Genomic DNA, 24,234 nt, shown 5'->3' with positions numbered 1-24,234 from the left:
TCGAATCGGCGTGAGCTGCCTATGTGAGGAAGCAGAAGATGAGGACGGCGAGGCAGACGAGGAGCATTCCCAGGCAGTTGAGCCAGAAGTCTCGACCGATATAGTCCGCCCGCAGGTGAGCGGCGGCAGCGCAGAGGAAGTAGACGACGAGCCCGACCGAGGCGGCCGCGCCGAGACCGGGAATCCAGAGGCCTGCGACCAGCCCGGCCGCGGCGAGGAACTTCACCACCGCGAGCACCCACCACCAGTCGCGGGGGAATCCGACGCCGTCGAGGCAGGCGGCAATGGTCCTGGGCGGCCGGAAGGTCAGCAGCCCATCGCCGAAGACGACGACGGCGAGGACGACGACGGGCCAGACGGGATCGGGGAGGATGGTCACAGCGGGCTCCTGACACGTGTGTGGACGGCGATGACCTCGAGCAGGGAGTCGGTGGCCTCGGTCAGTGTCATCGTCGTCGCGGCCCACCGGAAGAGGATGCCCAGATAGGCGTCGTAGAGGCCGGCGGCACTGGCCCGTGCATCGTTCTCGCTGATGCCGATCTCGATCAGGCTCTGACTGAGCCGGGCCTGCAGATCGTTGGCGAGGGCGCTGAATACCTCGGGATCTCCGCGCACCCGCATCATGGCCGCCGCGCAGTCGCGGGACAGGTCCTCATGCGCGGCGAAGAACTCGAGGAAGGGCAGGAAGATCTCCAGCAGATGCTGCTGCACCGCCGAGGCAGTCCTCGGCCGGTCGGCCCGACGAAGCGGGGGAGGAGAGTGGGTTCCGTCCTGGAGCTGGCCGATCCACCGGTCGAAGCAGCGGACGAGGATCTCGTCCTTGTCCCCGACCGACATCACCCGGCCGATCGACACCTCGGCGGCCTTGGCGATGCCGCGCACGGTCGTGGCCCTGCAGCCGTGTTCGAGGAACAGATCCGCGGCGGCCGCGATGATCCTCTCCTCGGTCTGCCGACGTTTCCCGGAGCGGAATTGAACATGTTCACCAGCCATGGTCGAAGCGTAAGCCCTTCGGTGTTCACTTTCCAGACCGGATCCGTCGATCACCGCACGGGAGTTTGCCCGAGCGGATAAGTTAATGTAGCTTAACTTTATGGACGTCGATTCCTCCGCTGCTGTGCACCCGGGCCGGCGCGGTCGGAAGAAGAGGATCTCCACGGTCGCTCTGCTCGGACCGGCCTTCGTCGCCGCGATCGCCTATGTCGACCCGGGCAATGTCGCGGCCAACCTCACCGCCGGTGCCGAGTACGGATACCTGCTGGTGTGGGTCCTCGTGGCCGCGAACCTCATCGCCGTGCTCGTCCAATACCTGTCCTCGAAGCTCGGGCTGGTCTCGGGCAAGTCCCTGCCGAGCCTGCTGGGCGACCGGCTGAACCGCAGGTCCAGGCTCGCGTATTGGTCGCAGGCGGAGATCGTGGCCATCGCCACCGACCTCGCCGAGGTGATCGGCGGGGCGATCGCGTTGAAGATCCTCTTCGACTTGCCGCTGCTGCTCGGCGGCATCATCGTCGGCGCCGTCTCTCTGTTCCTGCTCTCGATCCAGTCCACCCGCGGTCAGCGCCCCTTCGAGACCGTGATCATCGCCCTGCTGGCGATCATCGCCATCGGCTTTCTGGCCGGCCTGGTCGTCGGGGATGTGAACTGGGGCCAGGCGGCCGGTGGGATCGTGCCCCGGCTGGAGGGCACGAACTCGGTGGTGCTCGCGGCGAGCATGCTCGGCGCGACCGTGATGCCCCATGCGATCTACCTGCATTCGGCGCTGTCGGTCGACCGGCACGGCAGCGCCTCGCGGGCCTCGATCCCCCGGCTGCTGCGCGCCAGCCGGTGGGACGTCGTCCTCTCCCTCGTCATCGCCGGGTCCGTGAACATCGCGATGCTGCTCCTAGCCGCCGCCTCCCTGCGCGGTCAGGACGGCACCGACACGATCGAGGGCGCTCACTCGGTCGTGACGGCCAACCTCGGCGAGGTCGTGGGGCTGTTCTTCGGCATCGGTCTGCTCGCTTCGGGTCTGGCCTCGAGCGCCGTCGGCTCCTATGCCGGCGCTTCGATCATGCAAGGGCTGCTGCGCCTCGATGTGCCGATCGTATGGCAGCGGGCGGTGACGATGATCCCGGCGCTCATCGTGCTCGCGATCGGCGCCGACCCGACCTGGTCGCTCGTGCTCAGTCAGGTCGTGCTCAGCCTCGGCATCCCGTTCGCGATGATCCCCCTGGTCAGACTCACCATGGATCGATCGGTGATGGGACGGTACGCGAACTCCCGCGGCATCACGATCGCCGCGATCGCGGCCTCGGGGCTCATCATCGTTCTCAATGTCGTTCTCCTCGTTCTCCTCGCTTTGGGCCTAGACTGAGGGTGGAACCCAGATCGGCCGCACGCGCGACTTCCCCGGTCCGAGTGCCGCGCGTGCGGTCTTCACCTTCCGCCGGGGCGGCAGGTGCTCGCCGAGGCGACCGACCCTCGCCGGAACGGCCGACCCGCGCCGAGGCGACTCGATTCAGTCCCGCTGACTGCCCCGATCCCGCTCATCCGGCCCGATTCGCGGTGACCCGCCGGCGTCGCTGGCGGGCGGCGACGCCGCGACCGATGAGCCCGTGGCGGGGACCGAACAGGTAGACGAGGATGAAGACCGCCCCTTGGGCGAGGACGACCATCCCGCCCGAAGCCGTGTCGAGGTAGTAGCTCGAATAGAGGCCGATGATCGCGCACAGCACCGAGATCGCCGGAGCGATGAGCAGCATCCGCTGGAACCGGTCGGTGAGCAGATAGGCCGTGGCCCCGGGGATGATGAGCATCGCCACGACGAGGACCACTCCGACCGCCTGCAGTGCGACGACCGAGGTCAGGGCCAGCAGCCCGAGCAGGATGGCGCCGAGCATCCGTGGATTGATGCCCAAAGCGTGGGCATGGGTGGGATCGAAGGCATAGAGCGTGAAGTCGCGGTTCTTGGCCACGAGCACGGCCAGGGCGATCGCACCGAGTGCTGCCACCTGCGCCGATTCGGCGGACGAGACCCCCAGCAGATTGCCGAAGATGATGTGGTTGAGATCGACGTGCGAGGGCGTGACCGAGATGAGGACGAGGCCGAGGGCGAACAGGGAGGTGAAGACGATGCCGATCGCGGCATCTTCCTTGATCCGACTGGTGTCCCGCACCGCGCCGATGAGTCCGACGGCGAGGAAGCCGAAGACCACCGCCCCGAGGGCGAAGGGCGCGCCGAGGACATAGGCGATCACGACTCCCGGCAGGACGGCGTGGGAGACCGCATCGCCCATGAGCGACCAGCCGATGAGCACGAGCCAGCACGAAAGCAGGGCGCACACGACCGAGGCGATGAGCGTGGTCGCCAGGGCCCGCAGCATGAAGTCGAAGGCGAAGGGTTCGAGCAGGAGATAGACGAGGCTCATGCCGCACCACCGCCGGATGCCGCACCCGCGTCACCGGACGTCGGGCTGGCGCCGGTCGTCGTATCCGTGACGTCGAGGCCGAAGGCCAGGGCGAGATTGTCGGGACGGAGCACCTCGGCGGGGGAGTCGTGGAGCAGCACCTGCCGCATCAGCAGGACCGCCTCGTCGGCGAGCTCGGGCAGCGCGTGCAGGTCATGGGTCGACACGAGCACCGTCACCCCGGTGGCGGCGAGCTCCTTGAGCAGCCGGACGATCGTGGCCTCGCTGCGTTTGTCGACGCCGGCGAAGGGTTCGTCGAGCAGCAGGATCCTCGCTCCCTGGGCGATGCCGCGGGCGACGAAGGCCCGCTTCTTCTGCCCGCCGGAGAGCTGCCCGATCTGCCGGTCGGCGAAATCGGTGAGTTCGACCCGTTCGAGCGCCAGATCCACGGCCTCACGATCGGCTCGGCGCCGAATCCGCAGCGGACCCATGTGCCCGTAGCGGCCCATCATGACGACCTCGCGGACGGAGACCGGGAAGTCCCAGTCGACGTCCTCGCTCTGCGGGACATAGCCGAGCAGTCCGGCTCGGCGGGCCCTGGCCGGGGTCGTGCCGTTGACGGACACATGTCCGGTATCGGGCTCGACCATGCCCATGATCGTTTTGAACAGCGTCGACTTGCCCGAGCCGTTCATCCCGACCAGCCCGCAGATCCGGCCGGCCTCCAAGGTCAGGGAAGCGCGGTCGAGGGCGAGCACCTGCCCGTAGTGGACGGTCGCTTCGGTGACGGTGATGGCGGGTGTGGTCATGCTTCGCCTCCGGTCAGTGCTTCGGTGATGGTCTTCGCATCGTGGCGGATGAGGTCGAGGTAGGTCGGGACCGGCCCGTCGGCGTCCGAGAGCGAATCGACGTAGAGGGTGCCGCCGAATTCGGCGTCGGTAGCCTCGACGACCCGATCCATCGGCGCCGAGGAGACCGTCGACTCGCAGAAGACCGCCGGCACCTCATTGTCCTGAACGAAATCGATCGCCGAGGTGATCTGTCCCGGCGTCGCCTGCGATTCGGCGTTGACCGGCCAGATGTACTTCTCGTTCAGCTCGGCGTCCCGGGCGAGATAGGAGAAGGCCCCCTCGCAGGTGACCAGTGCCCGCTGGGACTTCGGCAGCCTCGAGAGGTCATCGACGAGTTCGTCCTGAACCTCTTGCAGCGCCTCGCCGTACTCGTCGGCGTTGGCCGAGTAGTCCTCGGCATGATCCGGGTCGAGTTCGGAGAAGGCCTCGGCCATGTTCTCGGCATAGATCTGGACGTTGAGCGGACTCATCCAAGCATGCGGGTTGGGTTTGCCGTCGTAGGCGTCGCCGGTGATCGACAGTTCGTCGACGCCGTCGCTGACGACGGCGTGAGGCACATCGATGTCGTCGACGAACTGGGAGAACCACTGCTCGAGATTGAGTCCGTTGTCGAGGATGAGGTCGGCCTTCGCGGCCTTGCGGATGTCTCCCGGGGTCGGCTCGTAGCCGTGGATCTCCGCGCCGACCTTCGTGATCGATTCGACCTCGAGATGCTCGCCGGCGACGTTGTCCGCGATATCGGCGAGCACCGTGAAGGTGGTGAGCACCACGGGTTTGCCGCCGTCGTCTTCGGCGGTCGCGGATCCGCCGCAGGCGCTGAGGCCCACAGTGAGGGCGGTCGCCATGGCGAGGGCACGGGGCGTGGGACGAAGTCTGTGGTCGGACACGAGGGCTCCTGATTCGGCGGGGTCCTGGATCAAAGTTAAGGTACATTAACTTTAGGTCCTGGTGTGAGGAAAGCCAAGTCGAGGAGCCCGGCGTGCCGGTCAGTCGACCCGCAGGTCGGTCGGCCGGACCAGAATGCGCGGGTTCGACCGCACCCACCACGGACGGCCCGCCCCGGCGGCCGCGGCGGCCCGGCGCTCGGCGCGGGTGGCGTAGCGGTAGGTGAAGACGCGGACGCGGACGAGTTCCGGGGCCCGACCGTCGAAGGGGTCGGGGCCCATGAGGCGGCGGATCTGCTCGTCGCCGGAGCCGATGCGTTCGATCAGACGGGAGAACCAGGCCTGCCGATAGTCACCGAGCGCGGCGAACCACATGAGCCAATCGAGGCGGAGGTGGTAGGGGGCGATGAGCGGGCTGATCCGCTCGACATCGCCGGGTTTGCCCTTGAACCGGTACTCCCGCCACCCAGCGGCCCCGCCGGCAGTGCCGCCGTCCTCGCCCGGGCTGGATTCGTCCGGATCGCCCTCGCCAGAGCCGGCCTCGTCCGGGGCGATCCATCCTTCGACGATGATCTCGTCCCGCGTCTCGGTCATCGAGCCGAAGGCTCCGTAGGCATTGCCCAGGCCCCACCGGTTGAAGCTGGCGTTCATCAGCTGGGTCGGAGAGAAGAGGTTGCGCAGGGCGGGCACATTCAGCCAGGCTTGCCAGGCGACGAAGACGGCGATGAGGATCGCCCACCACAGCGGCAGCGCCGTCTGCTGGCCGGATCCGGCCGCCTCGGCGCCGGTGACCGTATCGATCACGGAGTTCCATCCCCACTCCGGGAAGGGACCGCCTGCGATCCAGCGGAAGAACGAGTCGCTGATCCCGGAGCAGGCGAGCAGGATCGTCGCCCAGTTCAGCCACGCATAGTTGCCGGACACGACGAGCGCGAGCTGGGTGATGATGATGGCCGCGGCCGCGAAGGACGCGATCGGCTGGGGCAGGAACAGCAGCCACGGCGCGATGAGCTGGACGATATGGCTGCCCAGCGTCTCACTGCGATGCCACCAGGTGGGCATCAGGTGAGCCAGGCGGCTGAGGGGACCGGGCATCGGCTGGGTCTGATGGTGGTAGTCCATGGCGGTGAGATCGCGCCAGGAGGAGTCTCCGCGCATCTTGATCATCCCGGCGCCGAACTCGACGCGGACGACGAACCAGCGCAGCAGCAGGATCATCAGCAGGCTCGGCGCGACCTCGTGGGAGCCGAGGAAGCCGACGAGGAACCCGGCCTCGAGCAGCAGCGATTCCCAGCCGAAGCCGTAGAAGCGCTGGCCGATCGAGGAGATCGAGAAGTACAGCGCCCACATCGCCAGGAACACCGGGATCGGCGCCCAGGCCGGTCCTGCCTGGGGCAGACCGATGATCGCCGAGGCGGCCAGCACCATTCCGATCACGGTCACCAGGCGCAGGCGGGCGTCCGAATACGGGAACCGCGTCCACCGGAAGAGCGTCGGCGCCTGCGCGGCGGTGGTCAGGGCGATAAAGCGCGGGGCCGGGGTCAGCCCGCGCTCGCCGAGGAGGGCCGGGAACTGGTTGAACGCGGAGGCGAAGGCGATGAGGAAGAGCGCGCCGAAGCCGCGTTGGATGATCTCGCGTGAGATCGTGTAGTCCTCGGCCGTGAGCAGGGGCAGCACCGCAGCGATGTCCACGGCGATCACCTCCAGGTCCGATTCTTCACGTCCTGACTCGACTATGCGGCCCAGCCTCGCCTCGTGCAATACCCGTGCCCAACGCACCGAGGCCGCCCCCGATGGTGGGGACAGCCTCGGCGACTCGCGGACCGGTGCACCGGTAGGGAGCCGGGCCCGGTCGGGGGGTCAGTTCGCGTGCACGGTGGACCTCACTCGTGGGCCGGTTCGGGCTCCGGAGCGACCTCCTCGACCTCATCGGCCGAGACGGGGATCGCCGGGATCGAATCCGTCACCGGCGGTGCCGGTGGGGTGATGACCGACTGGTACGAGTGCTCGTGCGAGTAGTCGAGGAACGACAGGTGGTTCTCGTAGCGGTCGAGGACGTCGTCGATGATCTGCTGGCTGCTCAGTCCCATGAGGTCGTAGCCTTCGGAGCCGGTCTGGGTGAAGACCTCGATCCGGTAGTAGACGTCGTCGCCGCGCGGGGCGCTGCGGGCGCCGAAGGCCGGAACGTTCGCCTCGACGGCGGCGACCTGGTATTGGAAGTTGCGCTGGTCGCCCATGTCGACGACGAGCGTGTTCTCGTTGATCCCGGTGCTCTCGTTGAATTCCTGAGTGAGGTCGACGGAGTAGCCGAGTGCGCGGAACTCCTCGGCCACCGCCGTCAGCGAGGGTTCGATGACCTCGGCGACGAACCGGCTCACGGACTTCTGCGAGGGGTAGGAGCGCAGCGTCGCCAGGCGCTGGCGCCAGGTCTTCTCCGGTGCCCGGCCGCCGTGGGCGGCGGCGGTGCGGCGCTTGCGGGTGCGGCCCTCGCGTTCGGCGCGTTCCATCCGCAGCACCTTCGAGAACGAGGCCATGACGAGATAGGCGATGATCGTCACGGGCAGAGCGAAGATGAGCGTGGCGTACTCCATCGTCGTCACCCCGCCGGCGACGAGCATGGCGATCGTGAGCACGGCGGTGACCAGGGCCCAGAAGATGCGCAGCCATTTCGCTCCGTCCTCTTCGGGGTTCGGGATCGTCGAGGAGAAGTTCGACATCACCATCGCCCCGGAGTTCGCGGACGTGAGGTAGAACAGCAGTCCGGACAGAGTGGCCAGACCGATGAGGAAGGTGGCTCCCGGGAACATCTCGAGCAGGGAGTACCAGCCCTCCTCGGGGGAGTCGATGGCCAGTTGGGCGAACCCGTCGTTGCCGCTGAAGACCTCGGACAGGGCCGAGTTGCCGAAGATCGAGACGATGATGAAGTCGCAGAGGACGGGAGCGGTGATCGCGGCGATGACGAACTCGCGCAGCGTCCGGCCGCGGGAGATGCGGGCGAGGAAGAGTCCGACGAAGGGGCCCCAGGCCAGCCAGAACGCCCAGAAGAACAGCGTCCACGAGCCCATCCACTCCGAGCCGTCGCTGACATAGGCGAACGTCGACAGGGTGCGTTCGGGCAGGGAGAAGACGAAGCGGCCGATGTTCTCGACCATGGCGTTGAGCAGGAACGCGGTCTTGCCGGTGAGGAGGATGTAGAGCATCATCGCCGCGCACGACCACAGGTTGAGCTCCGAGACCAGGCGGATGCCCTTGTCCACCCCCGAGGTGCAGGCGGCGACCGTCATGACGACGGCGACGATGACGAGCGCGATCTGCAGGGCCAGCCCTTCGGGGAGTCCGAAGAGCATGGAGAAGCCGACGTTGAGCAGGACGACGCCGATGCCCATCGAGGTGGCCACTCCGAAGACGGTGCCGACGAGGGCGAAGATGTCGATGACGTCGCCGGTGGCTCCGCGCACTCGCTTGCCCAGCAGGGGGTAGAGGACCGCGCGGATCGACAGCGGCATGCCCCAGCGATAGGCGAAGTAGCCCATGGCCATGCCCAGCAGCGAGTACATCGACCAGCCGGCGATGCCGTAGTGGAACATCGTCCACACCACGGCGTCCTGAGTCGCGGCCGCGGACTCGGGTGCGGCGTTGACCGGGTGGAGGTACTGGGTGATCGGGCCGGTCACCGAGTAGAAGAGCATGTCGATGCCGACTCCGGCGGCGAAGAGCATCGCGACCCAGGTGAAGAGGTTGTACTGGGGCCGCGAGTGGTCGGGCCCGAGGCGGACCCCGCCCTCCTTCGACAGGGCGACCCAGAGGACGAAGCCGATGACGACGGTGACCGTGACGACATAGAACCAGCCGAGGTTCTCCGCGATCCAGTCGACGGTCGTCTTCATCGTCGACTGGGCGGAGACAGGTGTGACCATCGCCCACACGGAGAAGGCGAGGATGATGAGCGAAGCGACGATGAACACTCGCCAGTTGACCCGTGGACCACGGTTGTCGGACAGCTCATCGGGTCCCCGGCGGAGCTCCGTGCTGTCGATCGGTGCGCGCCTGTCGGGGTCGGTGTCCCGGCTGACTCGGGTGGCTGGGTCGCTGCCGCCGAAGCGCTCGCGTTCGACGACGGGCCGTTTCAATCTCGCTTCGTTCGGATCCTGCACGCATGACCTCCGATAGGCAAAAAATGGACTGGGCCCGAAAAGGGGCCCGGACCATTCTATTGAGGCTGGGGTCACACGGGAACAGCACCCCCTGTTCTCATGCGGCCTCTCATGTGGCAAGCCGGGTTGCCCCGAGCCCGGTCGAGGGGCGAGCTCAGGGGCGCCACCGTGCGGCCGCCTCGTCGATGGTGGCGATGAACCGCTCCGCCTCGGCGGGGGTGGTCTCTTCGAGCCGCATCGACGATCCGATGTGGAATTCGACGGTCACGGTCGCCCGGCCGCGGAAGTGTTCGGCGCGGGCGGTCCTGATCTGCCAGGGGGCGGCTTGGGCGAGCTGCGTGACGGTGCCGCTGCCATCGGTGCGCACGCGCATGATCCGCAGATCGGTGAGCACGAGGTGGTCGGTGTCGAAGGGTGGCAGTGACCGCAGATGAGCGTACTCGACCTCGCCGGCTCGGAACACGCCGGTCGAGCGGGAGCCGGGCGATCGCTTCCCGGCAGCCGGCGGAGCCGTCGACGGCGGGGCCGCCGACCGGTCAGCCGGGCGGGGCGACACCCACCCCCGAATCACGCGCAGCGGTGTCCGGGCGAGGGCGCCCCAGCGACCGGTGACGATACGGCCCGGGTGCGGATCCGGTCGCTCGGATGGGGACACATGGCGGGGATCGGAGGTCATGTCTGTGATTGTGGCAGTGCCGCCTCGGCGCCGGGCGGATGCGCAGGTAATCGTTTCGCAACATGTGTGCCCGATCGCCCACTTCTCCTGCAGTGCCGGTGGTCGGCGGTGCGAGTGCAGACGCGGCGTCGGAAGAGCGAGCCCGGATCCGGCGGTGTTCGTGGGATACTGAACCCATGCGTGCAGGTGAAGTGTCCGAGGTCAGCCAGGATTACCTCAAGGCCATCTGGTCGGCCCAGGAATGGGGCGGGGACCCGATGACTGCCACCGAGCTCGCGAACCGATTCGGAACGACGAAGGCCAATGTCACCGAGGTGCTCAAACGACTCGACGAGCTCGAGCTGATCAAACGGGTGCCCTATCGCCCTCCGGTGCTGACCGCCCAGGGCAAGGCCATCGCCCTGTCGATGGTGCGCAGGCACCGGCTGATCGAGACGTTCCTCGTCGAGTCGCTGGGCTATGGGTGGGACGAAGTCCATGACGAGGCCGAGACCCTCGAGCACGCTGCCTCGGATCTGCTCATCGATCGCATCGACGCCTTCCTCGGCTGTCCCCGGTCCGATCCGCACGGTGATCCGATCCCCCGTTCGGACGGGCGCGTCGAGTCCCATGACTCGTCGCTTCTGCTCGCCGAGGCGACCGCCGGGTCCTATCTGGTCCTGCGGGTCTCCGACGCCGATCCTCAGGTGCTGTCCGAACTCGCCGAGGCGGGCGTGCTGCCCGAAGCGAGGATCGAGGTGGTCACGACCGCGGCCGATTCCGTCACCGTTGTCGTCGACCAGCGCAGACGCGCGGTGAAGCGGGAATTCGCCGCGGCCGTGTACCTCAAGCCGGCAGCGGTGAGGTCGTGACCGGGCCGATCGACTCTAGCGTTCGGGTGCGCTCGTGGGCCCCGTTTTCGGGAACAGGGGTTCGGTGCGCAGCAGGACGAGGGCGGTCGCCGTCCGAGCGTCGAATTCCTCCTCGAGGAACAGGCGCGGCCAGTCGTTCCAGATCTCGGACTCATACGGGGTGCCGGGAACGTAGGACCGGAACGTGGTCCTGCGATGCCCCGGGTGGGAGCGGAACGCGCGGACGTCGATCGTCTGCAGCGACTCGAACAGCGCCTGGTAGAGCACAGGAGTGAACCCGTCCTCTCTGGCCCGAGCTGCGGTGAGCACCCAGTCGCGTCCGACCACGGCGACACCGTTGCTGATGGAGTGCGACATCGCCGCCTTGATGCTGGCCGGCTGCGGATCGGGGGAGTGGTGGATGAGCACACGACTCCAGCGCAGAGCCTCATCTGCACTGAAGCCTTCCCACGGATTGCGCGGATCGACCGGAATGGGGTCGTGGGAGTCTGCGGACATGAGAGACCGTCCTTCTCGGGCCGGGGCCCGGATCGAAGCTTGCCCGGACTGCTTGCCCGGGCCCGTTCTTCCCCTGGGGCACCCGGTCGATGACGGGTTGCCGTGTGGCCGGCCAGGTACCGATGGCCACAACTCGAGAACGTGAGTGACAGACTAGCGCGAGGGTCTGACGCGACTTGAGCAGATCGGTCCCGAGCCGCCGGACGCACTCGGTTGAGAAAGCATCAGTCTGTGGTCGGCGTGTACTCGAATATCACTCCGAGGCCATCGTCTGGATGGTACGTCCATGAAACGGAGAAGACATCCCAGTCTGCAGTCTGGGTGCCGTCGAGAGCCCGCGTGTGGCCCATGCGAGAGGTCACCGAATCGGGCATTCCAAGAGCTTCACCGATGCAGTAGACATCGGAGGTCTCAGGTCCGAAATACTTGCCGGCCCCACTTATGGTGATGCTCAGTTCGTCTGGACTCAGTTCGGCTCCGTCGACGGTGTCCAGTGAACACGTCGCATAGGCACCGGCGATGAGCTCTGCCTTCGCTGATTCGCGACTGTCATCCACCGCGGCGTTGATGCCGACAGCCGCTCCGACGATACTGGCGCCGATGACGGTTCCGATGCCCACCCCGCCTAATCCGAACCACAGATGTCGCTTTGAATTACGAGAATTCGTCGGAGGATTGAAATGAGGGGTGGATGACGGCTTCTCGGGAATGAAATTCCCGTTGTCCTGCGGGGGTAGAACTGACACTCGACTTCGGGCCTTCTCGTGGGGCGATCGACTGGGGTCGACGGCTTCGGAGCCATCCGAACAGATGGCCTTTGAATAATTAAACGTCAGCTGAGATTTATTGGCAACGAATCATGAATGTTAATCGCATCACTGGACGCAGCGTCGCCCATATGATCAGCTGCTCTTCTGCATCGGAGTCCCTGGGGGAATTCCTTTTCGCTGGAACCTCTTGATCTTCGGCTGCTTGGAGCGGGGCTGGGCTGTGGTGTCACAGCCCAGCCCAACCCGGGCAATCGACCCGATGGTCGAGGGGCCGCGATGGCGCTCTCTGCTGAGGCGAAAGTTCCGAAAGGTTCGATTCTCCCGGACGAATTCAGACCTTTCAGCACAATCAGCTCACCGTGTGCCCGGGGCCCCGTTTGGGACCCCGGGAAGCCGCTGTCCTGCCTGAGGTCACCCCTGACGGCGAGGAAGGTTCCACTTCGGCTGCGGCTGCTGCGGCTTCTGATGCTGGTTCATGAAACCGCGTTCGGCCTGCAGGTTCCCCTTGTCATGGCTCTTCGCCTTCGGGGAGGCGCCCGGGATGGAGGCCTGGAGCTTCTCGGTGGCCTGTTCGGCGCCGACGATCGGCAGCTCACCGGTGATCACCGGCTTCTCCGCCGCATCGGCCCCGGCGACTGCCGGAAGGTCTCCGGTCACGCTCGGCAGGGGCCCGAGCACCGAGTCCCCGTTCCGGCCCTTGTCGCTGCGTTCGGCGGTGTTCGCGCTGCGCTTGGCGGCGTTCCGTCTGTTGTCGTTTCGCATGGTGCGTCCCTTCGTCGAGTTCTTCCGATCTGTCTTCGCCGGTGTGGACTTCCGGCCATCCTGTGGTCTCTGCTCAGCGGAGCCGGCGGCCAGTTCCGAGTACAGTCCGGCCCACTGGTCGGGGGTGAGGTCTTTGGGCAAAGCGTTTCCTCTGATGTCGTTGCGGTCCATGGTCGTGTGCAGCGTGCGCTGATCGGTGATGCTCATCTTCGAAAGGATTCCTTTCATTCCCCGCCCTCGGCCGGTGAAGACCGCGTGGACGAATCGGTGGTAGTCGGCTCGTTTCCTGTCGGGGACCGAACCGGTGGAACAGCGATCGATGGTGAGGATGCCGCCATCGACGCTGGGTTTGGGGTCGAACGCATCGGCGGGGACGCGCCCTGCGAGACGGAAGTCGAACCACGGAGCCCATTGCGCGGTCATCATGGTCGAACCGCCGACTCCGGCGCGTTTGCGGGCCACCTCCCATTGGGTGAGCAGAATGGCCTGCTGCCACCGCCCCGTGCGCAGCAGTCTGCGGAGGATGGGGGTGGTCAGGTGGAAGGGCAGATTGCCGACGATGACCGGTCGGTCGAACCGGGTGGTCAGAACATCGGCGTGCCGGATCTCGGCCCGCGGGAATGTGTCTTCAAGGTGATCGAGCCTCGTTTCGTCGAGTTCCACGAGAGTCAGCGGACGTCCGAGCCGATAGAGCTCGTTCGTCACTGCTCCGCCGCCGGGGCCGATCTCCATGATGGGTCCGGAGGTGGCGCGAGCCAGGTCGGCGATCGTGGCGATGGTGGTGGAAGAGCGGAGGAAGTTCTGACCGAGTTCGTGTCGGCCGCCGTGCATCGATCGGGATGAATGGGGTCGCATTGGGAGGTGCTCCACGGTTGGAGGTGGAGGCACCCGAGGCAGCGCAATGATGGTGAGTCGGGTCGATCAGGAGGTGATCGGTCCGGAGTCAGCCGATTGCCGCATGGCCCGGATGCCGATGACGATCCGGGAGGACAACGCGCTTGCAGGAGGAGATCGAGGCGACCGTCGTCGGTCAGTCGATCACAGAGTCTTCGTCGAGCGCGCTGTTAGGCGCGGCGGTGACGAATGTAGAAGCAAGGCGCAGTCACTGCGCTGCTGTTCAATGTTCCCATGCGCACCAAACTAGCACAGGGGAGGCGGTGGCCACCAGGGGAGGGGAGAACAAAAACCCGCAGATGTCCCAGGAGGAGATCTGCGGGGTGGTGCCGTCGGGCCCGGGCGGATCAGCCGAGGACGGTGCGCAGGGTCAGCACGCCGATGGATCCGATGATCGCGGCTGCCGGCAGGGTGATGACCCAGGCCAGGGCGATCGGCTTCATCAGCTTCCAGTTCGCCGAGCGGTTGACGAGTCCGACGCCGATGATCGCGCCGATGAGGATGTGGGTCGAGGACACGGGCAGTCCGCTCACCGAGGCGGCCATGACGATTCCGGCCGCGGCCAGTTCCGCGGCGAAGCCGGAGGCCGGGTGGATCTCGGTGAGGTTCGTCCCGACGGTGGCGATGACCTTGCGGCCGATGAACCACAGCCCGGCGACCAGGGCGATGCCGCAGGTGAGCATCGCGGCGAAGGGAACGGTCGCCTCGCCGTGGATGCTGTCGGTGCGCAGCACGTCGAGGACGGCGGCGAAGGGGCCGACGGCGTTGGCGATGTCGTTGGAGCCGTGGCTGAAGGCGAAGGCGGAAGCGGTGAACACCTGCATCCAGGAGAAGAGGATGTAGGTCGCCCGCGGCACGGTCTGCTTGCGCAGGGTCTTGGCGAAGACGAAGACGGCCAGCCACACGGCGATGCCGACCATCGCCATCACGAGGACTCCGCCGACGGTGCTCACGCTCATGTCGAGGTTCTTCAGGCCCTTGAACAGCAGCATCGCGGTGATGATGACCGCGCCGGCGGCGGCGACGAGCGGAACCCAGCGCTGCAGCGACGAATGGGTGCCGATCGAACCGGACTCCGCTCCCGCCTCGGCGGCGGTGGTCGCCTCGTCGATCTGCGCGTCGATCGTGCCCTGGGCGGGGGAGACCGGGGCGAGCATGTGCGGTTTCAGGGTGTGTGAGAGGGCGTCGCCGAGGACGTGCTTCTTGATCAGCCCGTAGATGAGGAACGCGGCGAGGCCGCCGAGGGCGGGTGAGAGCACCCAGGAGATCGCGATCTGGCCGACCTCGGACCACTGGACCATGGAGAAGCCGCCGGTGCCGGTGACGAATCCGATGGTCAGCGAGGCGCCGATGATGCCGCCGATGATCGCATGCGTCGTCGACACCGGCCAGCCCATCCGGGTTGCCACGAGCAGCCACACGGAGGCGCCGAGGAGCGCGGCCATCATGATGAACGCGAAGTCCATCGGATCGAGTGCCACGGCGCTGAGGTCGACGATCCCGCTCTTGACCGTGTCGGTGACGTCACCGCCGGCCAGCAGAGCGCCGCTGACCTCGAACACGGCGGCGACGACGAGCGCCTGCTTCATCGTCAGGGTGCCGGCGCCGACGGAGGTGCCGAAGGCGTTGGCCACATCGTTGCCGCCGATGTTGAAGGCCATGAAAGCGCCGAAGATGACCGTCGTGATGAGCACCATGCGAGGTGCGTCCCGACCCACGAAATCGAATGACCACAGAGTGAAGGCGATGAGGGTGACCGCAAGGAGGGCACCGAAGACCAGGTGCCAGAGACGATCATTGCTGCGGCCGACGGCAGGACTCGGAGTGTGGCGCTCCGGGGCCAGAACCTGGGTCATTGAGAACTCCTAGCGAAGGTCATGCGTCGAGGCTGGGTCTGACTCCATGATTCGCAGGCTGGATGACCGCAGGGTTACGGGGAAGGTGAACGGAAGGTGAACTCCGATTCCGGGAGTGGGGAACAGTTGATGCACAGTCGATGCAGTTCGCCGTGAGTTCACATGAAATTCCAGGTCAGATGCTATGCGGGCGAGCCGGGGAAGGTGGGCAGGCGCCGGTGAGCACGGGCAGAGAAAACGACTGTGACAATCGACACGAATCCCTCGATCGTGTGAATGAAGGCGATTCGGGCACCCGGCCGCGGGTGTCCGAATCGCCGATGTGCGGGTGGCCGACCCGTTCAGGTGGGGAAGGCCCCGCCGAGGCGGCCGGATCTCAGTCGATGATCTCGCCGCTGATGACGTCGCCGCCGCCGTCGTCGGGACGGTTGCGATGCGGGTCGGCCTTGATCCGCTGGTCTGCCTTGCGCAGGCGCCAGCCCAGGGCCACCAGGGCGATGCCGACGAGGATGATGAACCCGGCCAGCGTGAAGACCAGTGTGGTGACTCCGGCTTGCGGGGCGAAGAGGAAGAAGGCGCCGAGGACGATGCCGAGGGCGCCGATGACCGTGAGCACCCACCAGGAGCGGACACCGATCCGGCGGATGAAGAAGGACACGGTCAGCGCGAGGAAGCTGAAGAAGATGATCGCGAAGCCGGTGAGCACCGTGAGCATGGAGGCGAACAGCATCGGGGTGAGGAAGATGAGGACCCCGAGGAGGATGAGCAGGACCGCACGGGTGACCAGGCTGCCGGTGCGGCCTCCCTTCGGTGCGAACACGAGGGAGGTGATGGCGATGACGGCGAGCCAGCAGGCGAAGATGCGCACGACCAGCTCGGCGCTGGCGCCGGGCCAGACCATCATCAGCACGCCCATCGCGAACGCGATGACACCATTGATGATGACTGTTCTGCTGGTGCGTTTGAGGTCCATGTCCCCAGCCTAATCGTTCGGTTTGGGCGGACGCTGAATGAACCGGGGCGCTCCGGCGGGACCGCCCCGGGGCTCAGGCGTGTCCGAGGTGGTCCTCCCGATCGACCGAGTCAGAAGTGGTGCCTTCCCGTTCGCCGCTCGGGTCCGAGGTGCGCTCGCCGGAGTCCGAAGTGGTGCGTTCGGAATCGGGCATGTCCGAGGTGCTGCGCTCCTGTTCGGGCATGGTGCCGGTGAGCCTGAGCGATTCGGACATCGCCTTGACGATCGCATCGAGATCGGCCCTCGTCGTCGCGTCCGCCTCTGCGCCCTCGGTCTTCGCTTCGTCGGCGCTGCCCGCAGCGCCCTCGGCCGTGGTCGCGCCCGCGACTCCGGCCGGGGTGTTGCCCTCGAGGAAGCGCAGCAGCTCGACGGGGAAGGGCAGGACCAGGGTCGAGTTCTTCTCCGCGGCGACCTCGACGACGGTCTGGAGCAGTCGCAGCTGCAAGGCCGATGGGGTGTCGGACATCGCCTTGGCGGCCTCGGAGAGCTTGTTCGAGGCCTGCAGCTCACCATCGGCGATGATGACCCGGGAGCGGCGCTCACGTTCGGCCTCGGCCTGGCGGGACATCGAACGCTTCATCGTCTCCGGCAGGGCCACGTCCTTGATCTCGACGCGGTCGATGTGGACGCCCCAGTCGACGGCCGGGTTGTCGATCATGATCGCCAGGCCCTGATTGAGTCGTTCGCGGTTGGTCAGCAGATCGTCGAGCTCGCTCTGGCCGATGATCGAGCGCAGGGAGGTCTGGGCGACCTGGCCGACGGCGAGCCGGTAGTCCTCGACATCGACGATGGCCTTGCGCGGATCGACGACCTTGAAGTAGATGACGGCATCGACGCGGACGGTGACGTTGTCGCGGGTGATGCCCTCCTGAGCCGGCACCGGCATGGTCACGATCTGGAGGTTGACCTTCTCGAGTCTGTCGATGAAGGGCACGATCGCCTTCATCCCCGGTTCCTTGGGATCGGAATTCACCCTGCCGAGGCGGAAGACCACTCCCCGCTCGTACTGTTTGACGATCCTCAGGCTGTTTCCCAGCGTGATGGCTCCGAGAATGACAAGCGCGGCAAGAACTGTGAGTGCGACCATGTCGAATCGCCTCCTTTGACGACTGACGGTCTCTCCATGCTAGCACTCGACTGGTCAGCTGGGCCCGAGTCCGTTATAATCCCGACCGATTCGCAGGGGGCGGATGGCCACGGAGGTGGGAAATGGCCAGTCTGCGGCGGTCAGAACGGGGACGTCAGCGGCGGTCGGCGGTGCCGTCGTGGGACTCCCGCGCCAGCAGGCGCTTGCCGGCCGGATAGGCGGCCAGGGACGCGGGCAGACCGACCCGTCGCCCGGAGGCGTAGGTGGCGAGCACGCGTCCGGTGCCCGGCTGATCGTCGCCGATTCCCGCCGGTTCGAGTCCGATGCGGCGCAGGGTCTGCTTGGCCACGGGCATGGGGGAGTCGAAGAGGGTCAGCGCCCCGGCTCGGGCGGCCATGATCCGGTCGGCGATGAGTCCGTAATGGGTGCAGCCGAGCACTACGGACTCCAGCCCCGGACCCATCTGGGCGAAGGCATCTTCGATGGCCCGGTCGATCTTCGGCAGGTCGGCGACGTTGATCGCCTCGGCGAGTCCCGGGCAGGCGACCTTGGCCACATGCCGGTCGGCGGCGAAGGCGTCGATGAGGTTCTGCTGGTAGGCGCTTCCTGTGGTCGCCGGCGTCGCCCAGATCGCGAAGTCCTGCCCGGTGCCGGCGGCCATCTTCACTGCCGGGACGGTGCCGATGACCGGGATGGTCGGCTCATAGCGGGTGCGCACGGCCTCAAGTGCCTGCACCGAGGCGGTGTTGCAGGCGATGACGATGGCATCGGGTTCCCATTCGGCGAGCACCCCGGCCGAGTGCAGGGCGCGCTGTTCGAGCGCCTCGGTGCTCAGGCTGCCGTAGGGGGTGAAGTCCGGATCCATGGCCAGGACGAGGTCGGCATCGGTAGCGAGATTGAACAGTGCGTCGGCGGTGCCGAGGAGACCGAGTCCGGAGTCGAGCAGGCCGATGCGCGTCATGAATCCTCTTTCGAATGGACCGGCTTCGCGGCACCGGCCCTCGAAGCGCCGGGCTTCGCGGCTCCGGCCTTCGGGTAGGCGAACTCCCTGATCTCCCTCAGATGTGCCTTCGTCAGTCCCCGGGAGAATTCGGGGGCGATGAGCTTGAGGCGGTTCGGCGAGTACCGGTGCGTGAAGTACTCGTGCGTGGCCGGCCAGGCCAAGTCGTCGTCGATCCAGATCGCACGCCCGTGCTCGTGGGAGGTCAGCCATTCCTCCATCGCCTGGGCCTTCCACCACAGCTGCGGGTCGGCGGCATAGCGGTTGTGGGACTGATCGGGCATCTCGATGACGTCGAAGGAATTGCGCAGACCGAACTTCGGCTCGAGCTCGGACTTGCACCGCTGCGACCAGGTCGACAGCCATACGACGTCGACCTCGTGGGTCTCGACGATGCGGTCGAAGAAGGCGATGACGGCCGGCCGGTAGTGGAGTTCGTAGTTCCACGCCCGCAGTCTCTTCCGGCCCTCGGTCATGATGCGCAGCTTGGGCACCGGATAGGAGTTGAGGACGCCGTCGACATCGAGGAAGACAGTGACGTGGCGAGCCTGCCTGCGTGCCGAGACCGGCGACGGGGGTGCTGCTGCCATCGTTCCTTCCTGTGAGTTCGGTCGTATTCTGTGCGCAGGGGCACCTGGACCAGACAAGTTTACCGCTCGTGACCGAGGACGACTGAGTCCAGTCGGGGACGGCCGGATCAGGCCGGGATCAGTCGGGGACGACGGCGAGCGACGGCAGGCGGGCCGACTCCAGTCAGCCGAACGGCTCAGGCCGGCAGGTAGGCTTCGAAAGCCGCGCGCAGCTCGGGTGTCAGCGGGGTGGGTTTCTGCGAGTCCCGATCGATGTGGACGAGGACGCAGTCGTGGTCGAAGACCTGACGTCCGTCCTGGTCACCGCGGGTGTTGACGGTGAACGAGGAGTTTCCGAGCTTCTTCACCGTCACCGTCATCGTCAGCTCCGGGCCGTACATGACGGGCACGAGGTAGTCGATGGTCTGGCGGGCGACGAGCAGTCCGCCGCCGGTGATGTGCCCGGCGCGGATCTCATTCATCCAGCGGACACGACACTCCTCGACGAGGGTGATCAGCCGCGCATTGTTGACGTGACCGAGCATGTCCTGGTCCGACCAGCGCACCTCGGGTGAGTATTCGAATGTTGTCACGCTTGCCTCCGGGAACTTCGCAGAACTGACACTGAACGATCGTTCTACAGTTAACCAGTTGGCTGGCGGCAACGGAAATCTCACCCGGTCAGGAGGCGACTCACTCCCGACGAGGAGGCGGCTCACCCCCGGCGGCGGACGATCTCCTCGTTGACCGCACCGACGACCTCGTGGAGGTCGCCGATGATCGCGTAGTCGGAGCGCTGGACCATCGTGGACTCCTCGTCGGTGTTGATCGCCACGAGGGTCTTCGCTGCCTCGACGCCGGCCATGTGCTGGATCGCACCGGAGATCCCGCAGGCGATGTAGACGTCCGGGGAGATCCGACTGCCGGTCTGGCCGACCTGCTCGGCGTGCGGGCGCCAGCCGAGTCCCGTGACCACGCGGGAGACGCCCAAGGCCCCGCCGAGGTGGTCGACGAGTTCGAGGACCTCGCCGAATCCGTTCTCCGAACCCACTCCGCGACCGGCCCCGACCACGGCTCTGGCCGAGGTCAGCCCCGAGGTGTCATCGGCGGCCTCTTCCTCGGTGCGCACGACCCGGGTGCGCAGGTCCTCCTCGGCGACGTCGAGATCATAGGCGAAGATCTCCGGCTCCGTCGGGGTGGTCTCCTCGGGTGTGCAGGCGTGGCCGGCGACGGTGAGCACATGCAGATCCCCGTCGAGGCGCAGCCTCTCGAACGCGGTGCCGCCGAAGACCTGCCGCAGCAGCCCGTCCTCATCGGCCGAGACGACGTTGGCGGCCATGCGCTCGCCGGCTCTGATCGCGGCATGGGCCATCAGCTCCATGCCCCGCGGCGTGCCCGAGGCCAGCAGAGTGCCCGACTCGGGAGCGATGTCGACGATCGCCTGCGCCCAGGCGGCGGCCGAGTACTGTTCGAGATCCGGATGCTCGAGGTGGTGGATGGCAGCGACGCCCAGCCGCCCGAGCTCTGCGACGGCGTCATCGCTGAGTGCCCCGACCACCACCGCCTCGATGCCGGAGGTCTCGCTCGAGGCGGCAGATCCGGCATCGGGCAGGACGGTGCGGGCGAAGGTGACGGCCTCGGCAGAGGTGAGCGTCACCTGACCGCCGGCATCGGTTTCGACGAATACGTGTGTCATGGCCGGATCACTCCGATCTCTTCGAGGACATCGACCAGAGCCGGGGCCGCCTCGGGGCCCTCGCCGAGGATGGTCACCGAACTCTGCTCGACCTCCGGCAGCTCGAGCCGGATGCGTGGGCTGCCGGTGCCGGGTTCGGGGGCGTCGTATTCGACGATCGGCGCCTTCTTCGCCTTCATCCGTCCGGTGATCGAGGGGTAGCGCGGGTCGACCCCGCCCTCCTGGACGGCGATGACGGCCGGCAGATCGAGGGAGAAGACCTCGGTTCCGGCCGGTCCGATCCCGCGGGCTTCGAGGCCGTCGGCACCCGGCGTGAACGACTGGATGTTCGACAGCACCGGATACCCGAGGTCGTAGGCCAGTCGAATGCCGACCTGGAAGTCGCCGGTATCGGCCGCGTCATTGCCCAGCAGCACGAGGTCGAAGGTCTGCCCCGCCTCGGCGCGGTCGCGGACGACGTCGCCGATGACCTGGGCGATGTCCTCGGGTGCGAAGGCGTCCGCCTCGGCGGTTTCGATGAGGATGCCGTCGTTCGCGCCCACGGCCACGGCCGCGCGCAGCTGTTCGACCGCCTCGGCGGGGCCCACCGTCAGCACGGTCACGGTGCCGCCGGTCGCCGAGGCGGTGCCGATCGCGAGCTCGACCGCGCACTCCTCGTGCGAGGACATGGTGTGGCCGAGTCCGGAATCGTCGATGCCGGTGCCGGTGTCGTCGAGGGCGACGGTGCCGGCGATGTCGGGGACGCGCTTGATGCAGGCGAGGATGTCCATGGCTATCTCCTGATGCGCTCGTTGTCGGGGTCGAACAGCGGCGTGGAATCGACCGAGGCCACGGTCACCGGGTAGAACTCCTCCATGTACACGACCTGGAGCCGGTTGCCGATGACCGCCTCGGCGGGTGGGAGAAAGGCCATGAGGACGTGCTTGCCGAGGCTCGGAGCCGACCCCGCCGAGGTGACGTAGGCGCCGCGTCCGTGCCCGTCGATCAGCGGCTCGCCGTTCGCGGAGACGATGGGTTCGCCGCCGAGCATGTAGCGTCTCTCCCCGCTGGAGCTCGTGTGGTCGTCGACGGTGAGCGAGCACAGCACGGTCTTCGGCTCGGCCTGACGATGCTTGACGTGCGCGTCCTTGCCGATGAAGTCCTGGGGCTTGACCTTCGGCCTGCTCATCCCGACCTCGACGACGCTGCGTTCGGAGTCGAGTTCGGCCCCGAACGCGCGGTAGCCCTTCTCGATCCGGCCGGTGGTGCTGTAGACGCCGAGGCCGACGGGAACGAGCCCGTGCTCGCTGCCGGCTTCGAAGAGGGTGTCCCAGAGCCTCAGCCCGGATTCCATCGGCACGTAGAGCTCCCAGCCGAGGTCGCCGACATAGGAGATGCGGGAGGCGAGCACCTGCAGCGACCCGATCTCGATGGTCCGGCAGGTGGCGAACCGGAAGCCCTCGTGGGAGACATCGGCGGCGGTGACACCGCCGAGGATGTCGCGGGCCCTGGGTCCCCACAGACCGATCGTCGTCCACGAGCTCGTGAGGTCGGCGATCTGGGCGCCGGTCTCGGGCAGACGGTCGGCGAACCACTTGAGGTCGACCATGCCGTGAGCGGCGCCGGTGACGACGCGGAAGCGGTCGTGGGCCAGCCGCATGATCGTCAGATCCGAGCGGAACCCGCCGGCCTCATCGAGGATCGGGGTGTAGACGACGCGGCCGATGGTCACATCCATCTGTGCCAGGGCGATGCGCTGGACCGCCTCGAGGGCGGCGGGCCCGAAGACGTCGAAGATGACGAAGCTCGACAGGTCGACGAGGCCGGCGCGCTTGCGCAGGGCCAGGTGTTCGGCGTTGATGATCGGCGACCACCAGCGGGACTCCCACTCGGCGCTGCGGTCCATCACGTCTTCGCCGAACTCCTCGAGCAGGTTCGCGTTCGATTCGAACCACTGCGGTCGCTCCCAGCCGCCGGCTTCGAAGAACACTGCTGACAGTTCCTTCTCCCGCTCGTGCATGGGGGAGAGGCGGATGTTGCGATCGGAGTTCCACTGCTCGGCAGGGTGGACGATGCCGTAGGTCTTGTTGAAGCCCTCCGAGGTGCGCGCCCGCACATGGGAGCGGGTGCGCTGATGGGAGTGGAAGCGGGCGATGTCGGCGGCCTGGACGTCGATCTCGGGCAGACCGTGCGTCATCCACTCGGCCACCGCTCGGCCGACTCCCGGGCCCTCCTTGACCCACACGGCGGCCGCCGACCACAGGCCTGCGACCTCGGGGGATTCGCCGAGGACGGCCGGACCGTCCGGGGTCAGCGACAGCAGCCCGTTGATCGCATACCGGATCTCGACCTCGGGGTTCGACAGGACCTCGGGCATGAGTTCGACGGCCTGTTCGAGCTGCGGGTCGAAGTCCTCATCGGTGAATGGCATCTCCGTCGGCGACAGCTTCGCGGATTCGTTCGAGGGGATGTCGTCGGGTTCGTGGAGGATGGGCCGGTGGGCGTAGGAGCCGATCTCCATGTCCGAACCGTGCTGGCGTTCGTAGCAGAACGTGTCCATATCGCGCACGATCGGAAACGAGATCTCGCCGGGACGCTCGGCCAGCTGCGGGACCGGGCCGACGCTGATCATCTGGTGCACTGCCGGCGACAGCGGGATCGAGGCACCGGCCATGGCCGCGATGCGCGGCGACCAGACACCGCAGGCGACGAGGATGCGGTCCGTGGCGATCTCGCCCTTCGTCGTGTGCACCCTCACGATTCGGCCGTCTTCGACGTCGATGCCGGTCACCTCGGTGTTGGGGGACACCGTCAGGGCCCCCTTGGCCTCGGCGGACTCGCGCATCATCGTGCCTGCGCGCACGGAGTCGACGACCCCGACGGTCGGCGTCCAGAAGCCGCCGACGATGACCTCGGGATCGAGGAAGGGCACCTTCTCGGCGATCTCGGCGGGGGTGACCAGCTGCGATTCGATGCCCCAGGCCCGCGCCGAGGCCATGCGACGGGCCAGCTCCTGCATCCGCTCCTCGGTGCGGGCGACCTCGAAGCCGCCGGATTCGGTGAAGACGCCGAGTTCCTTGTACTGGCGCATGCTGTCGAGGGTGAGGTCGGTGATCTCACGCGAATGGTCGACGGGGAAGATGAAGTTCGACGCGTGGCCGGTCGAGCCGCCGGGATTCGGCAGAGGGCCCTTGTCGACCTGGACGATGTCCTTCCAGCCGAGCTCGGCGAGATGGTGGACGAGGCTGTTGCCGACGATGCCGGCACCGACAACGACGACGCTGGCCTGGGTGGGGACGGAAGCCATGG

21 protein-coding genes, 1 pseudogene and 1 riboswitch are annotated in these 24,234 nt (G+C 66.9%); of the genes and pseudogenes, 2 read left to right on the top strand and 20 right to left on the bottom strand.

The features are described from left to right. Positions 1–19: 19 nt before the first annotated feature. Together IG171_RS14825 and IG171_RS14820 are read right to left on the bottom strand one after the other, a co-directional pair. Positions 20–379 carry a DoxX family protein gene (locus IG171_RS14825; RefSeq protein WP_212128141.1) on the bottom strand — a complete coding sequence of 120 codons (360 nt, stop codon included), beginning with the start codon at positions 377–379 and terminating at the stop codon, positions 20–22. Further along, positions 376–993: a TetR/AcrR family transcriptional regulator gene (locus tag IG171_RS14820; protein ID WP_212128140.1), complete on the bottom strand. Its 618-nt coding sequence runs from the start codon at positions 991–993 to the stop codon at positions 376–378. Before IG171_RS14820 ends, IG171_RS14825 begins: the two co-directional genes overlap by 4 nt. 100 nt (positions 994–1,093) lie before the next feature. On the opposite strand from IG171_RS14820, the gene IG171_RS14815 reads away from it, so the two are divergent. Beyond that, a complete protein-coding gene (locus IG171_RS14815) occupies positions 1,094–2,353 on the top strand; it encodes an Nramp family divalent metal transporter (protein ID WP_212128139.1) in 1,260 nt (419 codons plus the stop codon). Positions 2,354–2,525: 172 nt separating this feature from the next. Here the strand turns inward: IG171_RS14815 and IG171_RS14810 are convergent, their stop codons facing one another. The 6 genes from IG171_RS14810 to IG171_RS14785 form a co-directional block, all read right to left on the bottom strand. Then, positions 2,526–3,407, bottom strand: a complete 882-nt coding sequence (locus tag IG171_RS14810; protein ID WP_212128138.1) for a metal ABC transporter permease — start codon at positions 3,405–3,407, stop codon at positions 2,526–2,528. Then, the gene (locus tag IG171_RS14805) at positions 3,404–4,195 is read right to left on the bottom strand and encodes a metal ABC transporter ATP-binding protein (protein ID WP_212128137.1); all 792 of its coding nucleotides are present in this window, start codon (positions 4,193–4,195) and stop codon (positions 3,404–3,406) included. The genes IG171_RS14810 and IG171_RS14805 overlap by 4 nt, the downstream gene beginning before the upstream one ends. Next, positions 4,192–5,082, bottom strand: coding sequence for a metal ABC transporter substrate-binding protein (locus tag IG171_RS14800; protein WP_212131718.1), 891 nt, complete (start codon positions 5,080–5,082; stop codon positions 4,192–4,194). The genes IG171_RS14805 and IG171_RS14800 overlap by 4 nt, the downstream gene beginning before the upstream one ends. Positions 5,083–5,223: 141 nt before the next feature. Continuing rightward, positions 5,224–6,813 (bottom strand): lipase maturation factor family protein, encoded by a 1,590-nt coding sequence (locus IG171_RS14795; protein WP_212128136.1) that lies wholly within the window; start codon positions 6,811–6,813, stop codon positions 5,224–5,226. Between the two features lie 191 nt (positions 6,814–7,004). Continuing rightward, positions 7,005–9,275, bottom strand: a complete 2,271-nt coding sequence (gene betT, locus IG171_RS14790; protein WP_212128135.1) for a choline BCCT transporter BetT — start codon at positions 9,273–9,275, stop codon at positions 7,005–7,007. A 154-nt stretch (positions 9,276–9,429) separates the two neighbouring features. After that, positions 9,430–9,951 (bottom strand): hypothetical protein, encoded by a 522-nt coding sequence (locus IG171_RS14785; RefSeq protein ID WP_212128134.1) that lies wholly within the window; start codon positions 9,949–9,951, stop codon positions 9,430–9,432. Positions 9,952–10,127: 176 nt separating this feature from the next. Here IG171_RS14785 and IG171_RS14780 point away from each other — a divergent pair, with 176 nt between their 5' ends. Then, positions 10,128–10,802 (top strand): metal-dependent transcriptional regulator, encoded by a 675-nt coding sequence (locus IG171_RS14780; RefSeq protein WP_212128133.1) that lies wholly within the window; start codon positions 10,128–10,130, stop codon positions 10,800–10,802. A 15-nt stretch (positions 10,803–10,817) separates the two neighbouring features. On the opposite strand, the gene IG171_RS14775 is transcribed toward IG171_RS14780, so the two are convergent. From IG171_RS14775 to IG171_RS14720, 12 genes and pseudogenes are all read right to left on the bottom strand, one after another. Further along, complete coding sequence (locus tag IG171_RS14775; protein ID WP_212128132.1) at positions 10,818–11,300, bottom strand: hypothetical protein; 483 nt, start codon at positions 11,298–11,300, stop codon at positions 10,818–10,820. Between the two features lie 30 nt (positions 11,301–11,330). Further along, a riboswitch (SAM riboswitch) is annotated at positions 11,331–11,441 on the bottom strand. 83 nt (positions 11,442–11,524) lie between these two features. Next, positions 11,525–11,920 (bottom strand): hypothetical protein, encoded by a 396-nt coding sequence (locus IG171_RS14770; RefSeq protein ID WP_212128131.1) that lies wholly within the window; start codon positions 11,918–11,920, stop codon positions 11,525–11,527. 915 nt (positions 11,921–12,835) lie between these two features. Next, positions 12,836–13,663: pseudogene (erm, locus tag IG171_RS14765) on the bottom strand (23S ribosomal RNA methyltransferase Erm); the annotation flags it as partial. A gap of 410 nt (positions 13,664–14,073) precedes the next feature. Continuing rightward, entirely contained in the window at positions 14,074–15,582 is a 1,509-nt protein-coding gene (locus IG171_RS14760) for an inorganic phosphate transporter (RefSeq protein ID WP_212128130.1), read from the bottom strand. 376 nt (positions 15,583–15,958) lie between these two features. Next, complete coding sequence (locus tag IG171_RS14755; RefSeq protein WP_212128129.1) at positions 15,959–16,555, bottom strand: DUF308 domain-containing protein; 597 nt, start codon at positions 16,553–16,555, stop codon at positions 15,959–15,961. Between the two features lie 73 nt (positions 16,556–16,628). Then, positions 16,629–17,681, bottom strand: coding sequence for a slipin family protein (locus IG171_RS14750; protein ID WP_212128128.1), 1,053 nt, complete (start codon positions 17,679–17,681; stop codon positions 16,629–16,631). A 154-nt stretch (positions 17,682–17,835) separates the two neighbouring features. Beyond that, complete coding sequence (locus IG171_RS14745; RefSeq protein WP_212128127.1) at positions 17,836–18,642, bottom strand: aspartate/glutamate racemase family protein; 807 nt, start codon at positions 18,640–18,642, stop codon at positions 17,836–17,838. Continuing rightward, positions 18,639–19,271, bottom strand: a complete 633-nt coding sequence (locus IG171_RS14740) for an HAD domain-containing protein (protein ID WP_212128126.1) — start codon at positions 19,269–19,271, stop codon at positions 18,639–18,641. Before IG171_RS14740 ends, IG171_RS14745 begins: the two co-directional genes overlap by 4 nt. A gap of 176 nt (positions 19,272–19,447) precedes the next feature. Continuing rightward, a complete protein-coding gene (locus IG171_RS14735; protein ID WP_212128125.1) occupies positions 19,448–19,843 on the bottom strand; it encodes a thioesterase family protein in 396 nt (131 codons plus the stop codon). Positions 19,844–19,965: 122 nt separating this feature from the next. Then, on the bottom strand, positions 19,966–20,946 hold the full coding sequence (locus IG171_RS14730; protein ID WP_212128124.1) for an electron transfer flavoprotein subunit alpha/FixB family protein: 981 nt from the start codon (positions 20,944–20,946) through the stop codon (positions 19,966–19,968). Beyond that, complete coding sequence (locus IG171_RS14725) at positions 20,943–21,716, bottom strand: electron transfer flavoprotein subunit beta/FixA family protein (RefSeq protein WP_212128123.1); 774 nt, start codon at positions 21,714–21,716, stop codon at positions 20,943–20,945. The genes IG171_RS14730 and IG171_RS14725 overlap by 4 nt, the downstream gene beginning before the upstream one ends. Before the next feature lie 2 nt (positions 21,717–21,718). Next, positions 21,719–24,232, bottom strand: coding sequence for an FAD-dependent oxidoreductase (locus tag IG171_RS14720; protein ID WP_212128122.1), 2,514 nt, complete (start codon positions 24,230–24,232; stop codon positions 21,719–21,721). Between the last annotated feature and the right edge of the window lie 2 nt (positions 24,233–24,234).

Origin of the sequence: Brevibacterium sp. SMBL_HHYL_HB1, from assembly GCF_018208375.1 — a bacterium.
Taxonomy (GTDB): domain Bacteria; phylum Actinomycetota; class Actinomycetes; order Actinomycetales; family Brevibacteriaceae; genus Brevibacterium; species Brevibacterium intestinavium.
The sequence above is the reverse complement of the archived record's forward strand: the minus strand, read 5'-3'. Positions and strand labels throughout refer to the sequence as shown.